Here is a 17,494-nt window from a genome sequence, read left to right on the forward strand (position 1 = left end):
GGTCAGTGCGTCAGGTCCACGACGGGCCCGGCGAAGGACCCGTCGCCGGACACCGTCAACTCGCTCGGCACGCCGTCCACTTGGACCCGGGCCAGGTACGTCGTCGGGCGCACGCCGACGACCGGCACCCGGACCGTGAACGGGTCGGTGCGCGGCGGCGGCGGCGCGGGCGCGCGGAACTGGTGGCTGGCCCCCGGCCGTCCGGCGGGCGGGTGCAACTCGTCCAGCAGCAGCAGGACCTGCTGGTCGTCCCGGAGCGGCAGGTCCAGTCGGACGTCCAGCCGGGCCGATACCCCGGCCGGTCCGTCCGTGCGGCCCGCGGTGCCGATCGGTGCGACGATCCGCGGCTGCCGGGCGAAGGTCTGCGCGTTGGACTCCACGGCGAGGTGGTCGGCGGCGGGCCGGCCGTCCAGCGCCAGTCCGTGCAGCACCTGCACCTGGTACACCCCGGGCGGCAGGTCCTCCGGTACGGCGACGACCAGCCGGTCGTCCCGGACACCGCCGGGGCCGACCGTCACCCGCCGCTCGCCGATCCTGGCCACGACCAGGTCCGCGCGCAGGCCGGAGCCCTCCACCACCAGCTCCCGGTCCTTGGTCACCGGCCCGTCCTCGGGGGCGCCCGCGGACCCGGCTGGCCGGGAGAGCACCTGCTCGACGACCGGACCGCGGGACGGCACGGCCCGCACCGTACGGCGCAGCACCGGCTTGCCGGCCACCGGGTCGGTCCTGCCCTCCACGAGGACGGCGGTGGCCTGGTAGACCACGGACAGCGCGTACGGCGTCTGGAGCAGGGTGCTCCACAGCTTGGACAGCTCCTCGAGGTCCATCGTGGTGGGGGTGAAGCGCACACGCTGCGGCGAGGCGGCCAGGTCCGCCCCGACCAGGTACGGCTGGGCGGCCGCCTCGTCGATCAACTGCCGTGACAGCACCGGCTGTTCGGTCAGCGCCCGGACCACACAGCCGAGCAGTCGCTGCCCGACCAGCTGGGTCTCCTCGCCGTAGCAGCTGATCAGGTAGTGCAGGTCGAGGGCGGCGGTCGGGCGGGCGAGCACGGTGCCGTCCGTCGCGCGGGTGGGCGCGTCGCGGTTGCGCAGCGCGGCGTTGGGCGTGACCTGGTACAGGAAGACGGTGATGGTCGGGTCGGCGGGCGGCTCGGTGAGCGGCCTGCGGGCGCCGACCTCGACCGCGAAGGGGATGTCGGGCGAGAGCGCGCGGGTGATGAGCAGCCGCAGCGCCTCGCTCACGGTCGCGATCGCGAGGTGGTTGCTCATGGGGTCCGCTCCCTCGACGCGCCCACCCGCCCGGTCATGACGGCTCCCGGTTGAGGTACCTGTCCAGGTCGAGGGCCGGTGCCGGGCGGGCCGCCGCCGGCCTGCGCGGTCCGACCGGGGTGCGCTCGGCGGCCCTGACCTCGACCCGCCCGATCTGGACCCGCACCACCCGCTCGACGGGTCGCTGCCGCCCGCGGTCTCCGCTCCCGGGCGCGTGGCCCAGGGTGGCCGCCAGGGCGGCCCGCCGTCCGGACGCCGGTGCGACGGCGGGCCGCACCGGTACGGGCGGTGCCCCGGCAGCCCGGGGGACCGCCTGCCGGGACGGTGCGGTGCCGGGCGTTGCGGTGCCGGCCGGCGGGGCCGCCGGGCGGGCGGCCCCCGCCCGCACCACCGGCTCGACGGTCGGCGCGGCGGCAGGGGCGATCGACGGCGCGACCAGCAGCGGCGTGCGCGGCAGCGGAAGGACGGGGGTGGCCGCCGGCCGGCCGTCGTGGGCCGCCGTCCGGGGCGCTCCCTCGGCCGGGCCCGGACGTGATGCCGCCGTCGGCCAGGGGAGCGGTGCGGCAGCCGGCCGCACGTCCGGCCGGCCCGGTGCGGCCGACTCCCCGTCGACGTCCGGCCGGACCGGACCGAGACCGTCGATCCGTTCGAACGGCCCCGGCAGGCGCGGCCGCACGCGCACCACGGCCTCGGACCCGGCGTCGGACCCGGACCCGGAACCGGCCCGGTCCCGGCCCCGGGCGCCCTTCGCGACCAGGCGGTCGAAGTGGTCAGGCATCTGCACACAGCTCCAGGTAGTAGCGGCGCCGCAGCGGACTGAGCGCCAGGATCTCCGCCTCGCTCCAGCCGTAGGCGGTGGCCAGGAGATGGACGTCGAGCAGGGTCGCCCGGGCCCAGTCGTCCAGCTCCTCCCAGAGGTAGGAGGCGATGTCCAGCTCGGCGAGGGCCTGCCGGCCGCACTCGGGGCAGCTGAGGTTCAGCCGGACGTCCGCGCACGGGTCGGCCGCGGCGGCCGCCTCGGCCATCCGCCGCTGGACCGGTTCGGGGAGTTGCCGGGCGGCCACCGGCTCCCCGCCGTGCTCGGCGGTCAGCACGCACCGCTCCAGCAGGACGGCCCTGCCCCGGCCCGCGGTGGCCTGTTCGGCGGCTGCCACGTCACCGGGGGTGGGCAGCCGGAAATCGACCCGCCAGCCGTCCAGTTCCACCCACAGCGGCCCGGCTTGGCTCGACTCCGCAGCACCGCCCGACTTCCCGACACCCGCCGACTTCCCGGCGTCGCCCAACTCCCCGACACCGCCCGACTCTCCGGGGTCGCCCAACTCCCCGACACTTCCCGACAACGCCGAACCGACCAACTGCCGGGCATCGAAGGCGAACTCCATCTCCTCCGCACAACCCGGGCAGCCGGCCCGCACGTTCAGCTGCTCGCCGAACAACTCCACGCGCAGGCCGAACAGTTCGGTGTCCCGCTCGCCGAGCGGTACGGCCAGCAGCTCCGCCGTCCCCGCCCCGGGGCGGGCGACGGTGTGCAGCAGCAGGGCCCGCCCGCTGCGGCCCGCCGCCAGCCCGGCCTCCCAGGTGGCCAACAGGGCTGCCTGCCCGGCGAGTTCCATCGGTCCCCGCTCAGGCCGGCTGCTGGAACGACGGCTCTTCCGGTTCGGGCGTCTCGTCGTCCCGCTCCCAGCCCTCCACCTCCAGTTTGAGGCTCTGGATCGCCACCGCGTTGGCGTTGGCGTCCAGTTCGCCGAGCACCTGGTACTCGCTCGGCCAGGCGCGGTACAGCTTGTGGGCGACCGCCACCTGGCCGGCCTCGTTGAGCACCTGGATCACCAGATCCTTGCGGAAGTCCCGGAGCGAGACCTCCGCCCCGCGGCCCGCGCCGACCATCCAGACCTTGTTGGCCCAGCGGTCGAACTCCGGGTCGTGGGTGACGCCGCGCTCCAGGGTGACCGCCTCGAAGTCGGTGCGGCCCGGCGACTTCCGCGGCGCGCTCGGATCGCCCCCGCTGCGGTGCTTCACCACCTCGGTGGTGCGCTTGAGCGGGCTGACCTTGCTGACCCCGGCGACGACCCGGCCGTCCCAGACCACCAGGAACTTGAAGTTCTTGTAGGGGTCGAACCGGTGCGGATTGACGGTGAACTCGACCATGGAGATCCTAAACCTCGAACTGTCCGGCGAGCTGCTCGATCTTGACGATCACGAATTCCGCCGGCTTGAGGGGCGCGAATCCGACCACGACGTTCACCACACCGCGATTGATGTCGTCCTGCGTGGTGGTGTCCCTGTCGCACTTCACGAAGTAGGCCGAGCGCGCGGACGTGCCCTGGAACGCGCCCTGCTGGAACAGCGAGTGCAGGAACGCGCCCACGTTCAGCCGGATCTGCGCCCACAGCCGCTCGTCGTTGGGCTCGAACACGACCCACTTGGTGCCGCGGTAGAGGCTCTCCTCCAGCATCAGCGCGAGGCGTCGCACCGGGACGTACTTCCACTGCGAGCCGAGCACGTCGGCGCCGGCCATCGTCCGGGCACCCCACACCACCGGGCCCACCACCGGGAACGTTCGCAGGCAGTTCACCGCGAGCGGGTTCAGCAGGCCGTTCTCCCGGTCCGTCAGCGGGACGGTCAGCGCGCGCACCCCGGGCAGGCCGGCCTCGGTGCCCGCCGGCGCCTTCCACACGCCCCGCTGGCCGTCGGTGCGCGCCATCACACCGGCGATGGTGCCCGACGGCGGGAAGCTGCGCAGCCGGCCGGTGAGCGGGTCGACCAGCTCCAGGTGCGGGAAGTACAGCGCCGCGTGGTCGCTGCGCACCGAGTCGAAGGCGGCCAGGCCCGTCCGGGCGGCGTCCAGCGTCGTCCACGCCTGCGGCGAGTCGACGATCAGGAACATCCGCTTCTCCGCGCAGAGCGCCTGGGCGGCCGAGACGACCGTGACGGCGTCGTCGACGTTGGTGTAGCCGGCCAGTTCCGGCAGCACCAGCAGGTTGACGTCCTGCACGTCGCGCAGGGCCTGAATGCCGGTCTTGGCCGCCTCGCTGCCGATCAGGTCGGTCAGGCCGGGGGCTCCGCCGTCCTGGCCGCCGGCGAGGGCGAGGACCGGCGGGCTGACCGAGCCCTCCAAGCCGAGGTTGTTGGCGGCCTCGCCGAGGAAGCGGACCACGTCGGCCGGGTCGGTGGAGCCGGCGATGACCTGGAGCTGCCGGCCGAACACGGTCACCCGGGTGCCCGCGAAGACCCGGCTGCCCGGGGCGTCGGGCAGCGCGCGCAGCTTGCGCTCCAGCAGCAGGGCGAGTTCGGGGACGGTGGTCGGCGCGGCGCCGTCCACGGCCGGGTCGTGGATCCGGACCGTCCGGGACACGTCGCCGATCTTGACCTGGATCTCGTGGGTGAGGTCCGGCAGGGTGGCCGCGAACGGCTTGGAGACGGTGCCCACCGGGTCCGGCCGGCTCGCCGCCAGGACCTTCACCCGGACGACCGTCGAGCCGTCGTTCACCACCGTCTCGGCGAACCGGGGGCTGGTGTCCCGGACCGACAGGTCGGTGAAGGACTCCCGGACGGCGCCCGAGGTGTCGAAGACCTGGAGGTTGAAGGTCTCGGCCGGGGTCGGCGTCCGGTAGTCCACGGCGACCCGCAGCGCCGCCCCCCAGAGCCCCGGCTCGACGGCCGTGACCTCCAGGGCGGGGGTGGCGGTGGAGGTCTGGGTCGACTGGAGCGTGACGCCCGCGGCGGCGCCGGTACCGGCCGCCGCGACCCGGACCACGACGCCGATCGAGCCCCCGTTGAGGAAGAACTGCTGGACGGCGTAGCTGACCGGGCTCTGGCTCGCGAGCCCGCCGAAGCGGCGCTCGAAGTCCGCGAAACTGGTGACGGTGACGGGCTGGTCGAGCGGGCCGCGCCGGGTCGCCCCGACGAAGGCGGTCACCGAGGTGCTCACCGCGGTGATGGTACGGACGCCGCTGGGAAGCTCTTCGATGTAGACGCCCGGGTAGGTCGGTGTCGTCGGCAAATTCCCCCTCCGTTCACTTCGTGCATCAAGGGACCCGGGAAATTGGTTCGAACCGGATTACGGGCACGCCGCGCGGTCCCGATGCATTGGTGGCAGGCTCAGTCTCATATTCGGGTGACTGGACGTCAAGACCCGAACGGGAAAGGCAAATTGTATTACTGCACTAATTGGGCAGGGGGCGCGCAATTGGCGACTCCGCGCCCCCTGTCGGTGCCCGGTGCGGCCGGTCAGCCGCCTTCGGGGAGGTTCCGGTAGTCGGGTCTGGCCGCCGGGGGATCCGTCGGCGCGGGTGTCGGGGCGGGCGGTGCCGGTTCGGGCGCCGGTGTCGGCGCGGGCGTGGGCTCGGGCACGACCGGCGGAGTGTCCGCCGCCGGCGCGGTTGTCGGCGCGGGGGCCGCCTTGGGAGCCGATTCGGGTTCCGGCTTGGGCTCCGGCTCGGGTTCCGGCTTGGGGGCCGCCCCTGGGCCCGATCCCGGGGCCGGCTTGGGGGTCGCCCCTGGGTCCGTCGTCTGGTAGGACGGCGGCCGCGCGGCCCCCAGGAACCAGCCCCAGGACGCGCCGAACCGGTGCTCCAGGAACCGGAACGCCGCGTAGTAGGCCGTGCCGAAGCCGGTGACCAGGGCGGAGGTGGCGGAGGCGTTGTCCAGGTGGATGCCGAGCCGCGCGGCCTGCACCACGAGGAAGGCGACGACGTAGGGCACGCACGTGCGCCACAGGGACAGGGCGAGTTGGTACATCGGTCCTCCTCGACCGACGTCAGTCGGCGACCGTGAAGCCGTGCGCCTGGCCGAGCCGGGTCAGCGAGTTGATGCCGGGGATGCCGTCCGCCTGCTGCCCGCTGTACCCGTACCGGCGCTGGAGGGCGGAGTAGGCGTCGATGGTCCTGGTGCCGAACGAGCCGTCGGCCCACTGCCGGTCGAGCAGCCCCTCGGCGACGAGGGCCCGCTCCACCGTGTACACGTCGTCCGCGTGGGTGGTGGCGCCCTGGGGCGCGTCCGGGTCCTGGCGGGCCGCCGCGACCACGTTCGACTTCGACACCTGGGCCAGCGGGACCGCTCCGCCGAGCAGCCGGCGCAGCGAGGCCTCGCCGGGCACGCCGTCCGCGTCCCCGCCGGAGTAGCCCAGACTGCGCTGGTAGTCGGCGTAGTTGAGGGTGTCGGCGTCGGTCCAGTCCGGGCCGGGGCCCTGGCTGTAGTGCGAGCCGAAGCCCGCCGCCGACAGCGCCTCGCCGACGAGGGTGACCTGCGGACCGTGCGCGCCGTAGCCGTACGCCAGCCCGCCGACGTTCTTCTGGTACCGGGCCGGGGTCGGGTCCGGCTGCGGCGCCGGCCGCTGGGGCGCGGTGACCACCGTCCCGGACGGGCGCGGCGCACCCGACGTCACCCAGGCGTACAGGGCCGGACCGGGGCAGTCGGTCGAGTAGCCGTCCTGGTGCCCCTTGATCTCCGGACCGGCCGGGCCCTGCCGCTGGCAGTACTCGATGGCGTCCCGCAGCCCGTTGAGCTGCTCCGGGGTCGGCTCGGTCGATCCCGAGGAGCCGACCAGTCCGCACACCGCGTAGTGCGCCTCGTTGAGCGGGACGTCCCCGTTGGCGCTGTTGCGCCGGTTCAGGCCCCGGCCCTCGAACACGACGCCGTGCTCGCAGACCACGAAGCTGTAGCCGATGTCCGACCAGCCGTCGTCGTCCATGTGCGACGCCTGGAGGCGCCGTACGTAGGCCGGGCAGGAGTCGTGGGCGGCGAAGGTGTACGCCGTGCCCAGGTAGTGCACCTTCACCCCGGCGCGCGGACCGGCGTACGGGATCGAACCGTTGGGCTCGCGCCAGGCCCGCGCGCCCCACTGGTCGCGGCTCACCAGCTGCAGCCCCGGCCAGTCGGGCTGCTGCGGCACAGGGTCCGGCGCCGGCGTGGGCGGCTCGGGCGCCGGGGCCTGACCGGCCCCGGCCCACGCCTTCAGCTCGTCCAGCGAGCCGTTGAACACGTTGGTGTCGAGCGGGTCGTCGGTGTACTGGTGGAAGCGCCAGGACGCCTGGATGCGCGGCGAACCCGAGGACACGTAGTCCGCGATCCACAGGAAGTCGCCCGCGTTGTCGTCCGTCCGGAACCAGTAGTCCCGATTGGTGTAGAGGCCGACCAGGTGGTCCGGGTAGCGCTGCTTGACCGCCGCCAACCACTGGTTCTTCGCCGCCGTCGCGTCCCCGTCGCCGACCGACTGCCCGTACGGCTCGAAGTCCAGCACCAGCAACTCACCCGCGGGGATCCACCCCACCACCCGGCAGAAGTGCTCCACCTCACCGTCGACCGGGTTCTCGACGTGCAGGAAGTGGTAGTGCCCGACCACCAGCCCCCGCCCCCGCGCGTCCGCGACCTTGGAGGCGTACCCCGACTGCTCGGTGTGCCCGCCCTCGGTGGCCTTGATGAAGACGAACTCCGCATCCCCCGGAATACCCGACTGGAAGTCGGAGACGTCATAACCCTTCGCGTATGCCATCAGGAAGCTCCCCCTTCGCGCCGATGGCAGCCACGGCCGGACCGGCCCCGTACTGGGGCACACGACACCGGCCAGAGCGTCATGTCCACTCCACAGTACAACCGAAGAAAGGTCAACTCTCCTGTTTTCCAAGGATCTTGAATTTCACGACAATCCCCTCACGCGGCCCGCACCCGGACCGTGCCACTGGCAATTCCACCGGCGAGTGAGGGAACGGTGATGGTTCGTCACAGGATTGCCATCCGAATCCGCCGGAATGGCCTCAACCGGATGCGAGCTGCTTCCCATTCCGCCGCCCGCGCGCCCCCTCGAAGCGCCGGGGCCCCGCCGCCCGGCCCCCGGAGGCCGCACCGCCCGTCCCGGCACGCTCCTGCAGCACCGGCGGCCGCGGCCTCCCCGCCGGGAGCGCCTCCGCCAGCCGACGTCCGACGCCAAGCCAGTCGCCCGACACCGCTGCGCTGCAGGCGCACCGCACGTTGCGCAACCCCCGCGAGCGCGGGGCCGATACCACCGGCAAGAACGTGATCCCGCGGACCCTGGAGCAACCCCCGCGAGCGCGGGGCCGATACCACCGGCAAGAACGTGATCCCGCGGACCCTGGAGCAACCCCCGCGAGCGCGGGGCCAATGCGTCCCTACAACACGCCCGTGCGCGCGGCGAGTTCGCGCACGCCAGCGACTGCCACCGGCGCATACAGCAGGTCCGCCGTCAGCGCCCGTAGGGCGGGGCGGCGTGCCTCCTCCGGCGCCATCTGCTCCGTGAACTGCAGGGCCGCGAACGTCCTGCGGTGGTCGCCGAGGTGATGCCACATGCGTGCGCAGTCGGTGCCGTACCGGGCGCGGCGCTCCGCGGTCGGCAGCTGCCCCGGGGCGATCCGTGCCGCGTAAGGGACTCCCTCGTCCGGGGTGCCCAGCGCGGTGTGCACGCCGATCCAGTACAGGTCGGCCTGCGCGCTGGTGGCGTCAACCGTGAACAACTGCTGGGCCCTCTGCCGCTGCTCGGCCAGGCGTCCGACCGCCTCCTCGGCACCCCCCATCAGATCGAGGGCGTCCGCGCGGCGGTGTGCGCACGCAGCCGTGTACGCGGCCGTCATCAACAAGGTTGCTGCCACCGCCCGGGAGTTGCCGTCCGTGCCCTGGTCGAGCGATCCGGCGGTGCGACGCAGGAGGTCCACCGCGGCGGCCGGGCGGCCGGCGCGTCGCATCGTGATCGCCAGCACCCGAGCCGCCTCGCCTTGGACCGCCGGGGCGCCACTGGCATGGGCCGCGGCCAGGGCTCGATCGGCCGCCGGCCACGCCACGTCGGAGTGGCTCTTCAACGCAAGCTCCGTTGCCAGCACCCAGGCGCGGGCCATGCACGCGTGCGCCTGCTCCCGGGCTCGGCCGGACAGAGTGTTCCGAGTCGCCTCGCCTGTACCCAGCAGGCCAGGGAGGGCGGCACCGAGATCCTCGTAGCGGGCCGCCGTGAACTGCGCGCGGGCTGAGGTCAGTGCCCGGCCGAGCTGCTGCAGCGACACGGGTGCCGACTCCGTCGGCTCGTACAGCGCCCCGACGATCCGGGTCGACGCGTCCGGTCGGGACGCTCTTGCCGCCGATGACGGGAGCATCGACGTACCGGCCGCCGCCATGCCGGCCACGAGCAGCTGCCTGCGGAGCATGGCGTCCTCCTGATCCGAAGTCACATCCCGCGCCAGAGTAGCCGGTCGGCCCTGGTCGATGTCGTCAAGCTGGAGCCCCAGCACCCGGATGATCACGGCGAGCGGCTGGTCTGCCGGCCGTAGCAGGCCCGCCTCCAGTCGGCTGATCGCGGACGCCGAGTACCCACAGGCTCGCCCCAGCTCGGCCTGCGTCATCCGCTGTGCACACCGGGCGGCCCTGATAGCCGTCCCGAGCCGACGCTGACGTGACACGGCGCCCCCTCCGACTGCACGGGGCCGTCACCGTATCGACAGGACCGGCACCGCGGGCAGGGCGTGCACGGGGTGTGCGGGGCACGCACACGGCGTGCGGCAGCCCCTCCAGGCCTCCTGGCCACAGGCCGGGACGGGGTTCCCTGGTGAGTGCCCCGGCCGGGCGCATCCCCATCTCACCCCTCAACAGAGGAGAGAGCGTCATGAGTGCAGCCCTGCTCGACCGCGCCGAGGCCCCGAACCTGACCCACGGCGACCCGCAGCCCGGTACCGTGCTGGACAGCGACCGGATCGCGGCCGCCATGGCGTGCCCGGTCTGCGGGTCGGGAGCCACCTACCAGACCATGGACGGCAGGTGGGGCTGCACCCAGTGCGGCTCGACCTGGGCCTGAGCAAGCAAGGAGGGCCGACGGCATGCCACTCTGCGCCGAGTGCCGCACAGGAGAGGCGGCCATCGAGGACCGGGATGTGAATCCTCCGCGACCGTGGTGCCTGGAGTGTGCCGTCGCCCTGGTTGCCGCAGGTGATCCGGTGCTCAACTACCGAACCCTGACTGGTAAGGCGGCCGACTACGCACGCGCCCTCGGTACCCGCAGCACTGCGGTGATGCCGTTCGGGTAGCCGCCGCGAACGCACGAAGACGCCCCCGCCCTCCCGGAGGAGAGCGGGGGCGTGGTGGGTTCAGGGATGGAGTGGAGCAATCCCCGCGAGCGCGGGGCCGACGCGAGTGGGTTCGAGCCCCACCTCGCTCACGGGGGAGCAACCCCCGCGAGTGCGGGGCGGATGTGCCGGTCATGTCGGCCACGTGGAACGTGATAGAGCAACCCCCGCGAGCGCGGGGTTGGCACACCGTCTCAGTGGTGTGCGGGCGTTGACCGGGAGGCACCCCCTCGCACGTGGGGGTGAATCGTCGTAGGTGGTAACTCGGTGCACCTTCCTGGCGAGATTCTCACATGCACGCTGCCGACGAGTCGACCTATCCTCAGCCCTGTCGGTGCCGGAATCGGTCGATCCAGGTGAGGCCGTCTGCCCCGTTCCGTCGGCTCGCTTCGTGGCGCTGGCCTCTTCCGTCCACCTCGCCTGTGGTCCATTGGCGTTTCACAGAGCGGCAGTTCTCCCGTCCTGCTGGGTTGCGGTTCGCGCGGAGTCGTGCGCGCCTACGAGTGGTCAATGGCGGGGGAGACGTGACTGCCTTCGTCAGGCGCTTGCGCGGCCGTTGATGTGTGCGGTGACCAGTTCGCTCAGAGGGGTCAACGAATCGGGAGCCAGTAGCGGCAGCAACGGGATCGCCTGTGTCCAACTCCCTTGGGCGAGCAGCTCCCGGAGGAGGCTGAAGGCTGCAGCCCTGTCCGCGTCGGTGCGGTCCGGGCGGCCCCCGGCATGAGCGAGCGCGAGGCAGAGCTGCACAGCGCTGTCCTCGGCCTCCTCAGCGGACAGGACGGCGGGCGCCCCTGCCAGGACGCGAGCGGCAGCAGCCAGCGCAGCGGCCCGCGCCGTCGCCGTCGGTGCCGCGTTCGCGATGCGCAGGGCATCGGCGGCGTCGCCGTCCAGGGCGCTGAGCAGGGCAAATTCTGCGTGGGGAGTCCGTTCGGGCCGCAGGGAGTGCAGCCACTCGTCCAGCTCGCGTTCGGCTCGTCCCGGGGCGGGCGCGCAGTCGAGTCGCCGCAGCAGGGCCAGGAGCGATGTCTCCTCCGGGTCCCAGGTTTGTCGAGGTCCGTTCGTGAATTCCGAGGTGATCCGGATCACTTCGCTGATCCCTGGATCCGGTCGCGTCGGATCGGGGAGTGCGAGCAGCAGCTCTGCCAGGGCCGGGAGTTGGCTGACCGGGCGGCCGGCGTCGATGCGCCGCTGGACCAACTGGAATGCCGGCCCGATCAGTTCAGCGGCATGCTCCGGGTCGTGCCGCGCCAGTCCGGCGGCGACGAGAAGGATTGTGCGTCGAGTCCGCTTGCCCCGTACGGAAGGAGAAGCCTTGGCGTCTTCCGGCTCCTCCAGCCGGGCCACCGCCACCGCCGCTTCTGCTTCCCCCGCATGGGCCAGGGCCTGCGCGACTGCTCCTCGAACGGCGAAGTGCGGCGCGCGAGGGACGAGCCGGGCGGCCTCTTGGGCGAACGCGACAGCCTCTGATGAGCGACCGCCGAGCGAGCATCCCATGGACAGTGCGGCCAACTGCCGGGCGCGGTCGCCCGGTTCCGTCACGAAGTCGATCAGCTGTTCGGTCTGTCCGAATTCACCGGCCGCACCGAGCGCCCGGACCAGCTCCTCGGCCGACCGGGCATTCAGAGCGATCGGTGCGTCGGGGAGCGAGGAGCGGAGAGCCGCCTCCACCTGTTCGCGCCCGAGTTCGACGTTGCCGCTGTTCACCAGTTGTGCCGCGTACTGGAGTCGGGTGAGCGGACGGATGAGGGGCTCGTGGCGTTCGACCGCAGGGCTTTGGGCCGGGACGGTGGGGGGTGAGGGTTCTTCGTTCTTCTGGGTAGGAGACTGCGTACTTCGGTCGGAGGGAGTCTTGGCGAGGTTGCGTTTCGCTTCCCGCTCCTTCTTCAGGGCCTTCGCGCTCGCGTCCACCTCCTTCCGGCGGGCCCGCCGCTTCTCCTCGCTAGCCGCACGGTGGTCGGCGGCCGCTGCTGCGACCTGTTCGTCGACTGCTGCCAGGTAGGCCTCCGCCCGTTCCAGGAGGTCGTCGCCGAGGATGCCGGTGCGGACTCCCTGGCCGAGGGCGGTCACGAGCAGCTTGGCCTCCTGGTGAGGTTCGAGGCCGATCCCGGTCGCGGTCTCGGCGCGGACCATGCGCTCCAGCGTGGCGGAGAACTCGCGTCCGCGGTGGGCCCGGTCGGCCGGGGAGTCGAGTCTGACCAGCGCGGTGGACAGCCGGTCTCGCGCGGTCTTGAGTACATCCCAGGCTTTCGATCGGCGGCCCGAGGTCGCCAAGGCCTGGGCCGCGAGTGCGAGAACGTCCACCACGATCAGTCCGTCGGACAGCTCGATGTCCTGGCAGAGGGCTTCGATGCGCTTCAGGTTCGGGACGCTGCGGGAGCTGGAGGCGCGGGCGATGGTCGCCCAGATGTCCACGGCCATGGCCTGGGCCCGAGGGTCGGCCTCGCTCAGCTCCGCCGCATGCTCTTCCAGGGTCTCCACGAAGCGCTCGGCGCCGCCAGCGGAGAGGAGGACCGCTCCTTCGACGAGTGCATCTGTGTCGGCGGCGTCGCTGAGCACGACGGCCCGGAACAGCGCCTTCGCTTCTTCCTTCCTGCCGAGCGTGTCCAACGCGCGCGCTGCCTCCGCCACTTCGGCACAGGCGTCCTCGAAGAAACCGCCGGCGAGCGGCGTGAACCGGCCCGCGCGGACCAGGCAGTCGGATGCCTCCCACGCGATTTCGTTGGCATCGGGGTGCCAGGCCCGTGCCGCTTCGACCGCGACCTCGGCCAACCGGGCGGCCCGTCGAACGAGTTCCGGCTCCGATCGGGCCACGGTGCAGGCGCGGGCGACGTTCTCCACCTGCACGAGGAGCACGGGTACCCGGGGCGGGACCGGCCCGATCCGGCGCTGCATGAGGTCCAGTGCCGCAGCCAGCCGGACGGCGGTTTCGATCTCCTGCTGTTCGGTATCTGACACCTCGACTTCCTTGAACTCGGCTTTGAGGAGACGTAGTTGGTCGAGCATGACCTGAGGTCCCAGTGCCCCCGCGACTCGCAGCTGTCGCGGTGGGTCCAGCAGGAACCGTCCAAGCTCATCAGCCGTGCTCAGCATCTGCGGGTATTCGGTCAGCAGATACGTCGGAGAGCCCTCGGGCCAGCCGGCTTTGCGCCAGCGCGCGGCCCAGGCGTGCAGCCGACGGGCGCAGTGCTCGCCGGTGGCCTGGTCCCACTCCCGCCGGATGGCGTGCGACATGCCGAGGTGGCTCAGCAGGTGGGCGCCGGCCGACTCCTCGTCCGAGATGATGCAGCGCTGATCCCTGCTGTGCAGCAGGGCGGTCACGTCCTCGACGGAGGCCCCGGTCAGTTCCGCGAGGTCGGCCGTGTGCAGGCCGCCTCCGCTGTCCGTGATGGCGAGCAGATCGGTGACGGTCCGGCCCAGGTCGGTTGTGCGCAGCCGCTCCAGGTCCGCGAAGCTTGCCTGTTCGACGTCTTCGCCCCAGTCGCCCACGGTGAGCGGGCGAAGGCACTCGCGCAGGCGCAGCGGATGCCCTTCGGGGATGTCGGCCGGGAGTGGCCCGCTCCGCCGGCTGGAAACGATGATGCGGACGTTCGCCGGAGGATCGGCCGGGAGGAGTGCGGCGAGACTCGCCACTCCGGTTCCACCAGGCGTCCCGGCCGTCGGCCAGGCGACGTCCTGGTCCAAGCCATCCACCATGAGGACGAATTGCCGCTTCTGCTGTCGGCTTCGACGTGCGGCCTTGGCGAGGAGGCGCGTGAACTCGGCCTCGTCGGACGTCTTCCTCCGGGGCTCAGCTACCTGGAGGTGCTGGCGCAGTGAGTCGATGAGTTCGATGCGGGGGACCGTCCTGTGCTCCTCGTCCAGGCTGCAGAGCAGGACGTCGGTGTCCTCCGGAGGCTGCCCCGCGTAGTAGATGAGCAGAGCCGTCTTGCCCACGGGAAGCTGTGCGTGCCACCACAGGTACGACGGCGCCTGCGGAGCCCGATCGTGAACGAAGGCGTCCATCGCGGCGCGCTCGCTGCTCCTGCCGCGCTTCTGCGAGTTGGTTCTCGAGCCGCGCCGGCCATCGGTCGTCTCCTGTTGGGCAGCACGGAGAGCGGATTCCCATTCCTCGCGCGGGTGGTGGTGCTGGTCGTGCGGGTCCTGCAACTGTTCGATCAGGCTCCAGAACGAGGCCGTCGCATGAGGCGCGGCCTCGCCGTGGCACCAGTGCCGGAGAGTCGACTCGTTCAGCGCGCCGTCCGGGACGAGTCGTGCGGCGGCCCGCCCTTCGAGGCCGCGGGCATCGATCAGCTCCTGCAGCATCGCCCCGAGGATCCTGCGTGCCGCGCCAGGTGCCGTAGGTCTGACCATTTTTGCTCCCGCGCCGGTGAATAAAGGGCTCTGACCAGCGGATATCCCTCCCGAAAGTGGAGGCGCACCGATCCGCCGTCAGAAGCTCGACCCATCGACCGCGGGCCGCAGACGGCCTCCGACAGAAGGATCTCCCCATGAGTGTGCTCTCCATGCTGACCCAGGACGCAACCACGGCCGCCGTGCTGGCCGCCGCGGCCGGCCTGCTGTACGGGGTCGTCCTCGCGATCGTGGCCCTCACCTCGGTCCTGGCCCGTACCCAGGACCGCCGCCGCGACGCCCGCTCCACCCTGACGATTCTCGCCAGGCACCGCAAATCCAGGTGAATCGGCGGGCCCCGCAGTGCGTGTGGGGATGCCGAACACTGATTGCAGCGAAGCGCCGATTGCGATTGTCTCCCCGCGTGTGCGGGGCTGTCCGGCGCCCTGTCATCCCGGAGCGGGATGACGGGGCAATCCGCTTGATCGAGCCACACGACCCAATCCCGGGTGCTAGCGTCGGGCCCTGCGTGGGAGTGCCAACTCCCTTGCCAGAAAACGACGATCATATGAAGTGATGGGCAGAGTCTTGCCGCTAGCGCACCCTCCGGCCCCGGTTGAGCAGCGCCTCAGCTGGGACCCGCGGCGAGAGCCGTGCATTCCCTCCGTGACGCCCCAAGGTGCCAGGGTCTCGCTCTCCTTGTGTGAACTTCTCACCCAGGCAGATGATTTGACGACGATTGACTGCCCGACCCCGGGTGAGACAGTCGCCGTCATCGAGTTCGTCATGGCCATCTGCTTCGCCTCCGGTATGTGCCCCAGCACATCAGACGAGTGGCGGGAGTGGATCCGCGACGACCACAGCCTCCGCCCCGCGGCCGAGTGGCTGGCCGGTGAGCCGGACAAGCACTGGGACCTGTTCCACCCAAAGGCGCCCCTCGGCCAGAACTCCCTCCTGGCCTCATCCTTCGACGAGAGCGGCACGGGGACAGCGCAGTTGGTCATCGAGCGGGCCGGTGACTACAACCAGTTCTTCGACCACCACCACCTGGAGGACGGCCAACCGCTTCCGGCGGCCGACGCGTTCCGGGCGATGCTCGCCCAGCACGTGTACGGCACGTACGGCAGGGCGAGGATCACCGGCAGGGTGCTCGGACCCACCGTCACCAACCTCGCCACCGGGCGGTTGCAGGGACGGATCCGGGTCGTCCCCCTCGGCCGCACGTTCGGCGAGACCCTGCGGCTCAACCTCTATCCGCCCGAGGGGGATCCGGGCCGGCTCAACACCTCCTGGACCAGTGGTTCCGTGAGCCGCCGGAACTTCGCCGTGCGGGCCCGCCCCCGGGTGCCGGAGAGCCCCGCCGACCTGCACAGCGCCCTCGGACGCTCCGTCCTGCTGCGGCCGAAGCGCGACGCGGACGGCGAGATCGTCGTCGACCGCGTGCTGATCGGAGCCGGTGAGGTCCTCGAACTCGATCCGGAGAAGCACCTGCAGGACGCCGTGTTCAGCCGGACCACCGGCGGGGAGGTCAAGCCCCTGTGGCCGTCTCCCACGCGCGCCCTCTGGCAGGAGGCGCACGCCCTGTACAGCGCGGTGAAGGACGAGCAGCCGGGCCTCTACGCGCGGCTGCGTTCCCTGCCGCGCGTGCGGGAGCGCAGGGGTGCGCCCTACCACCTGTGGGCTGTCGGCCTCGTCTCCAACAAGACGCTGCCGGTCTCCTGGACGGATGGCTACTTCCCGTACGCCCCGGCCCTGGAGGCGCACCTCTACCGTGCGTCCCGACGGGGCTCGCGCATCGCCGAGTTCCTGGCGTGGAGCCTCAAACGGGCGGCGATCCTCGCCTCGGAGAAGGTCCACTCGGCAGCGCGGCCGGCTGACGAGGCCCGGCACATGGCCCGGTTCGACGCACGGTGGATGTTCTGGCCCGACGCCGCCAAGCCCTTCGACCAGCTGCTGGAGACGGTGATCGACGAGGGCTACGACAACCCGGAGGACCCGGTTCAGGCCCCGTTGCTGGAGTACACCCAGACCCTGGCCGGCCTGGCCCGCACCCACCTCGTCTACCGCCTCGACACCCTCCCGCCCAACGAACTGGGCTTCCAGGCCAGGGCCGTCGCCCTGAAGCGCTTCGAGGACGACATCCACCACCCCAAGGCTCCGGCCGAGCTCCGGGGGGAGACCGCCCATGACTGAGGACAGTCCGCACGACGGGTACCCCGTCGAGGACGCATTCCCGCACGACAGCACCGCACTGGTCGCCTGGCTGACCACCCTGGTGCGTAACCGCGAGTACGGCACCCTGGCCAATCTGCGCCGTGCCAGGGGCCGGACGAACGCGCACATCCGGGCCGGCTGGTACGGCGGCGAGGACCACCGCGACCTGTTCGAGCGGATGGCCTTTCTCTTCGCGCTCTACCACCAGGGCCGTGCGACGCCCGCCTACGGCTACGGAAGTCTCGGTACGGCGGCGGCGCGCATCGGTGACAGCGTGGGGCGGGGCCCGGGCGACCCGGGCGCGCAGCGGCTGGTGGACCGGGTGGTCGTCAGCCGGAGGGTGCCGTGGCGGCACCTGCAGCACACGATCGTCCGGCTCCGGTCCTGTGACCAGCTCCCGCCGTCCTGGACGCAGCTCACCGAGGACCTGATCCTCTGGAACGACCGCAAGGCCCGCATCGCCTACCAGTGGTCCGTCGACTTCCACGCCCCGGTCCACCGGAGCCGGACGTCCACCGGTACGCAGCGGAGCCGGTAGGCCGAGCACGGCGAAAGGGCTGCACACGCCCAACAGGCTGCGCACGCCCAACAGGCCGAGCACGTCGGACCATTCAGCAA

13 protein-coding genes are annotated in these 17,494 nt (G+C 71.9%); 4 read left to right on the forward strand and 9 right to left on the reverse strand.

Annotation, left to right across the window (positions count from 1 at the left end; translation table 11 throughout):
- Window positions 1–2 precede the first annotated feature (2 nt).
- The 8 genes from ACGF13_RS09225 to ACGF13_RS09260 all read right to left on the reverse strand — a co-directional run bounded on the left by ACGF13_RS09225 (window position 3) and on the right by ACGF13_RS09260 (window position 9,673).
- Window positions 3–1,271: a DUF4255 domain-containing protein gene (locus tag ACGF13_RS09225; RefSeq protein ID WP_392870861.1), complete on the reverse strand. Its 1,269-nt coding sequence runs from the start codon at window positions 1,269–1,271 to the stop codon at window positions 3–5.
- A 34-nt stretch (window positions 1,272–1,305) separates the two neighbouring features.
- Entirely contained in the window at window positions 1,306–2,049 is a 744-nt protein-coding gene (locus ACGF13_RS09230) for a hypothetical protein (protein ID WP_392870864.1), read from the reverse strand.
- Window positions 2,042–2,884, reverse strand: a complete 843-nt coding sequence (locus tag ACGF13_RS09235; protein WP_392870867.1) for a hypothetical protein — start codon at window positions 2,882–2,884, stop codon at window positions 2,042–2,044. The genes ACGF13_RS09230 and ACGF13_RS09235 overlap by 8 nt, the downstream gene beginning before the upstream one ends.
- A gap of 10 nt (window positions 2,885–2,894) precedes the next feature.
- Complete coding sequence (locus tag ACGF13_RS09240) at window positions 2,895–3,419, reverse strand: phage tail protein (RefSeq protein WP_392870870.1); 525 nt, start codon at window positions 3,417–3,419, stop codon at window positions 2,895–2,897.
- A 7-nt stretch (window positions 3,420–3,426) separates the two neighbouring features.
- The gene (locus ACGF13_RS09245) at window positions 3,427–5,274 is read right to left on the reverse strand and encodes a phage tail sheath family protein (protein WP_392870873.1); all 1,848 of its coding nucleotides are present in this window, start codon (window positions 5,272–5,274) and stop codon (window positions 3,427–3,429) included.
- 227 nt (window positions 5,275–5,501) lie between these two features.
- A complete protein-coding gene (locus tag ACGF13_RS09250; RefSeq protein WP_392870876.1) occupies window positions 5,502–6,011 on the reverse strand; it encodes a hypothetical protein in 510 nt (169 codons plus the stop codon).
- Between the two features lie 19 nt (window positions 6,012–6,030).
- A complete protein-coding gene (locus ACGF13_RS09255; protein WP_392870879.1) occupies window positions 6,031–7,764 on the reverse strand; it encodes a peptidoglycan-binding protein in 1,734 nt (577 codons plus the stop codon).
- A 634-nt stretch (window positions 7,765–8,398) separates the two neighbouring features.
- Window positions 8,399–9,673 carry a helix-turn-helix domain-containing protein gene (locus ACGF13_RS09260; RefSeq protein WP_392870882.1) on the reverse strand — a complete coding sequence of 425 codons (1,275 nt, stop codon included), beginning with the start codon at window positions 9,671–9,673 and terminating at the stop codon, window positions 8,399–8,401.
- A gap of 203 nt (window positions 9,674–9,876) precedes the next feature.
- Here ACGF13_RS09260 and ACGF13_RS09265 point away from each other — a divergent pair, with 203 nt between their 5' ends.
- A complete protein-coding gene (locus tag ACGF13_RS09265) occupies window positions 9,877–10,065 on the forward strand; it encodes a hypothetical protein (RefSeq protein WP_392870885.1) in 189 nt (62 codons plus the stop codon).
- Between the two features lie 805 nt (window positions 10,066–10,870).
- On the opposite strand, the gene ACGF13_RS09270 is transcribed toward ACGF13_RS09265, so the two are convergent.
- A complete protein-coding gene (locus tag ACGF13_RS09270; protein WP_392870888.1) occupies window positions 10,871–14,635 on the reverse strand; it encodes a hypothetical protein in 3,765 nt (1,254 codons plus the stop codon).
- A gap of 185 nt (window positions 14,636–14,820) precedes the next feature.
- Between ACGF13_RS09270 and ACGF13_RS09275 the strand changes: the two genes are divergently transcribed.
- The 3 genes from ACGF13_RS09275 (at window position 14,821) to casB (ending at window position 17,414) form a co-directional block, all read left to right on the forward strand.
- Window positions 14,821–15,009: a hypothetical protein gene (locus tag ACGF13_RS09275; RefSeq protein ID WP_392870891.1), complete on the forward strand. Its 189-nt coding sequence runs from the start codon at window positions 14,821–14,823 to the stop codon at window positions 15,007–15,009.
- Window positions 15,010–15,238: 229 nt separating this feature from the next.
- Window positions 15,239–16,855 carry a type I-E CRISPR-associated protein Cse1/CasA gene (locus ACGF13_RS09280; RefSeq protein WP_392870894.1) on the forward strand — a complete coding sequence of 539 codons (1,617 nt, stop codon included), beginning with the start codon at window positions 15,239–15,241 and terminating at the stop codon, window positions 16,853–16,855.
- The gene (gene casB / locus ACGF13_RS09285) at window positions 16,848–17,414 is read left to right on the forward strand and encodes a type I-E CRISPR-associated protein Cse2/CasB (RefSeq protein ID WP_392870897.1); all 567 of its coding nucleotides are present in this window, start codon (window positions 16,848–16,850) and stop codon (window positions 17,412–17,414) included. The genes ACGF13_RS09280 and casB overlap by 8 nt, the downstream gene beginning before the upstream one ends.
- Window positions 17,415–17,494: the final 80 nt, after the last annotated feature.

It is taken from the genome of Kitasatospora sp. NPDC048286 (assembly GCF_043201735.1).
GTDB lineage: Bacteria > Actinomycetota > Actinomycetes > Streptomycetales > Streptomycetaceae > Kitasatospora.